Here is a 4016-nt window from a genome sequence, read left to right on the forward strand (position 1 = left end):
CAGTATAACCAAGGCTGCACCCAGCAGCTTAAGCATAGGAGATGCCCCCATTCTGCCCTTCTCCAGGCAGTGTAAGCCTGCGCTGCTTGGCATCTGCCAGCCGAAATGAGACGCCCCGGCTCGTCCGCTCCAGCATGACGTAGAGTTGAAACAGCTCTTGTCCTGTAGTTAATCCAGCAAACGCAGACCGGGTCGCCATTTCAGCCACATCGCGACCATGTGCGGAAGCAATGACTGCAATGCCTGCATGAAGCGCTTCGCGCACCGCCTCCGCATCTTCCGGTCGTCCGATTTCATCAACAATGAGGACATCCGGTGACATCGAGCGGATCATCATCATCATGCCTTCTGCTTTCGGACATCCGTCCAATACATCGGTGCGAGGCCCGACATCAAAACCGGGGATACCTTTGTGACTACCAGCGATCTCAGAGCGTTCGTCTATAATGCCTACCTTGAGTCCATTCCGTCGCCCTCCGTTGCTTTCCATCCCTCCGTAACTGAGTTGCCGAGCCAAGTCCCTAAGCAGTGTCGTTTTGCCATGCTGAGGAGGGGACAAAATGAGGGTGTGCCGGATTTTCCCGGACATTCGATCTGCTACATAAGGCAATATCCGATCAGCTATGCCGGGAATTGCACGAGCAATTCTTACATTAAAGCTGCTTATATCCCTCAAATGCTCCACTCGTCCTCGGTTGAGCACGGTTCTCCCTGCCAAGCCAATACGATGACCGCCAGGGATCGTAATAAACCCTTTACGAAGCTCCTCTTCCATGGTATACAGGGAATGATTGCTGATAAAATCCAGCAGTCGGTGGGCATCCTCACGGTCAGGCTTATAGGCTTCCACATGGTTCAAAGTCAGCCGACCAGCAGACGTTACAAAATGATGATCACCATTTGCATTAATTTCCAACGGCCTTCCTTCCCTGACCCGGATTTCTTCCAGTTGCTTAAATACCGTTTCTGGAAGCCTTCCGAGTATACCGTGCAACGGTTCGGGAAATAACTCCAGCCATTCCATACCGATGCCGCCCCCTCACAGTTGTCCTTTTTCTTTAAGACAAGTCTATGGTTGACTCTCGCTTTTTATGCCGAAAATATATTGAAAACCTAGGCAAACTTTTGCTAACTCCTATCAACACTCAACAGACCTTTCTCCCGCTTGTTTAAGCACCATTCTCTAATTCGCACAAATAAAAAAGGGCCTCTCAAAGCCTTGTCAGCTAAGGGATACCCTTGGGTAGAAAAGATAGATTCAGCAAAAAAAGAGGCTGCCCCTCAGTCTAACTCTCGCTGATGGAACAACCTCTTAACCTACTGCTATATTCTATGATTTATCAAACTATAAATAGAGGGCCTGTATCAACCTTTACCTATCATAAGCATCGTTCACATTAGACATATTCAGTGTCTAGATCTCACGTTGCAGTTATTAACGACGGTCCTGCGGTCCACCCACAAACGCTTGCTCCTCGGTGTCCAGGTTATAAGCTGTATGCAACGCCTGAATAACCTCATGAAGTTTACCTGCTTCAATTACACACGATACTTTGATCTCAGATGTGCTTACCATTTTAATGCTAACGCCTTGCTCTGCCAGTACGGCAAACATTTGCGCAGCAACACCCGGATGGCTAACCATTCCTGCACCTACAATGGACACCTTCACCAGGTTTTCCTCAGACGTTACTTCACGGTACGGAAGCTCTCCACGAATACCTTCCAGCGTCTTCAGTGCTGCTTCACGATCCGTCAGAGCTACTGTAAAGGAGAAATCCGCTTTACCAGCTTCAACCCCGCTCTGTACAATAATGTCTACATCAATTTTGGCTGCCGCCAGTGTTCCAAATACTTTCGCCAGTACACCGGGGATATCGGCGACGCCTAAAATACTGATTCTTGCTACATTTTTATCATATGCAATCCCACTGACTACAACGCCTTGTTCCATTACTGCATCCTCCTTTACGACCGTTCCTTCATTATGGTTAAAACTGGACCGCACAATCAGCGGTACCCGGTTATGTTTGGCATATTCTACCGCACGAGGATGCAATACAGCTGCACCCAGATTAGCTAATTCCAGCATTTCATCATAAGAAATTTCTTTTAGCTTACGAGCAACCTTCACGATCCGTGGATCTGTTGAATATATGCCGTCCACATCCGTGTAAATTTCACAGGCGTCCGCTTGAATCGCCGCCGCCAGCGCAACCGCTGTCGTATCAGATCCACCACGTCCCAGCGTCGTAATGTCTCCCTCTGCAGACATCCCTTGGAAACCAGCTACAACAACGATCTTGTTGCTGCTCAGTGCATCCAGCACACGCTGAGGTTGAATATCCGTAATCCGTGCTCGACCAAAGTCAGATTCAGTACGGAAACCAGCCTGCCATCCCGTAAACGATACCGCTTCATGACCCAACTGCTGAATAGCCATCGACAACAAGGCGATTGAAATTTGTTCACCTGTCGTCATCAACATATCCAGCTCACGTGCAGGCAACTGCTCATTCAACAATTTGGCCTGGTCAATCAGTTCGTCTGTCGTGTCTCCCATTGCGGAAACAACCACTACACATTGATGCCCTTCACTCTGTTTCTCCACAACGCGTTTTGCCACGCGTTTCATGCGCTCCGTGTCACCGACGGAACTGCCTCCGAATTTCATGACATACAAAGACAACGATATTCACTCCCTCAGACTCAACAGTATGTAACCTTGAGATGGCACCAAACGACTTGAACGTGACATCCTGCGGCATAACTTTAGTACAGTATAATACGAAAGTGCTGTACGGAGCCATTGTTTTTTAATATTAGTGCTTATAAAAATATCCCCTGCCCTTAACAAGGACAGAGGAAATCTAAAAGCTGCAAAATTTATGCGCGGGAAATGTATTTACCATCGCGTGTATCAATCAGCAATACGTCGTCCTGGTTGATAAACAATGGAACCTGAACGTTCAGTCCTGTTTCAACTTTTGCATTTTTAGTAGCACCCGTAGCGGTGTTACCTTTAATACCCGGCTCAGTGTCAATAACCTTCAGCTCTACGCTGTTAGGCAGGTTAATCCCGAGAATTTCACCATTATAGCTAATGATGTTTACATTCATGTTTTCTTGCAGGAAGTTAAGTTCCCATTTCAGTTGGTCACTTGAAAGTGTGAATTGATCATATGTTTCATTATCCATGAATGTATGCTCGTCTGCGCTCGCATAGAGGTAAGACACACCACGGTTTTCAATTTGCGCGCGGCCGATCGTTTCACCCGCACGGAATGTACGTTCAACAGTGTTGCCGTTACGCAGGTTTTTAAGCTTGGAGCGCACGAATGCCGCACCTTTACCCGGTTTTACGTGTTGGAAATCCAGCACCGTAAAAATATCTCCGTCTACCTCGACGGTCAATCCTGTTTTAAAATCATTAACGTTAATCACTAAAATACCCCTCCTACAGGACTGTTATCGTTATTAAACGACTGTAAATTCTTTGCTCGAATGTGTTAATACCTTGATGCCGCTATCTGTAATAACGATATCATCCTCGATCCGTACACCGCCCAATCCAGGCACATAAATACCTGGCTCGACCGTTACCACCATGCCCGGCTCCAGAATATCATCGCTTGCCTTAGACAGGCGTGTAGATTCATGTACTTCCAGACCCAGACCATGACCTGTACTGTGCCCGAAATTGTCTCCATAGCCATGGCCAGCAATAATATCCCGGGTCAGTGCATCCGCTTCACGGCCTGTCATGCCCGGCTTAATATGTTCGAGTGCGTGAAGCTGCGCCTTAAGCACAATATCGTAGATTTCACGCAACTGGGGCGCCAAATCCCCTTGTGTAGCCACTGTACGTGTCAAATCGGAGCAGTAGCCATCCAGCAACGCACCAAAATCAAACGTAATTAGCTCGCCTGCTTGTACTAACTTAGCACTGGCTACGCCATGTGGCAATGCCGAACGAACCCCGGAAGCCACAATTGTGTCAAATGAAGAGGATGTAG

The 4016-nt window shown here is 47.7% G+C and carries 4 protein-coding genes; all 4 read right to left on the reverse strand.

Features of this window, described 5'->3' with window-relative positions:
- Positions 1 to 28: 28 nt before the first annotated feature.
- Complete coding sequence (gene spoIIIAA / locus GRP75_RS20565) at positions 29 to 1024, reverse strand: stage III sporulation protein AA (protein ID WP_023989257.1); 996 nt, start codon at positions 1022 to 1024, stop codon at positions 29 to 31.
- Between the two features lie 411 nt (positions 1025 to 1435).
- Positions 1436 to 2689, reverse strand: a complete 1254-nt coding sequence (locus GRP75_RS20570; protein ID WP_028540593.1) for an aspartate kinase — start codon at positions 2687 to 2689, stop codon at positions 1436 to 1438.
- Between the two features lie 197 nt (positions 2690 to 2886).
- Positions 2887 to 3444, reverse strand: a complete 558-nt coding sequence (gene efp / locus GRP75_RS20575) for an elongation factor P (protein WP_023989259.1) — start codon at positions 3442 to 3444, stop codon at positions 2887 to 2889.
- Between the two features lie 33 nt (positions 3445 to 3477).
- On the reverse strand, positions 3478 to 4016 hold a 539-nt coding region (locus tag GRP75_RS20580; protein ID WP_160790229.1), incomplete at its 5' end, for a M24 family metallopeptidase.

The organism is Paenibacillus sp. OT2-17, assembly GCF_009827695.1.
GTDB classification, from domain to species: Bacteria; Bacillota; Bacilli; order Paenibacillales; family Paenibacillaceae; genus Paenibacillus; species Paenibacillus polymyxa_B.

Coding starts and splice junctions, on each gene's coding strand:
- spoIIIAA (WP_023989257.1), bottom strand. CDS start 1,024: ATGGAATGGCTGGAGTTATTTCCCGAACCGTTGCACGGTATACTCGGA.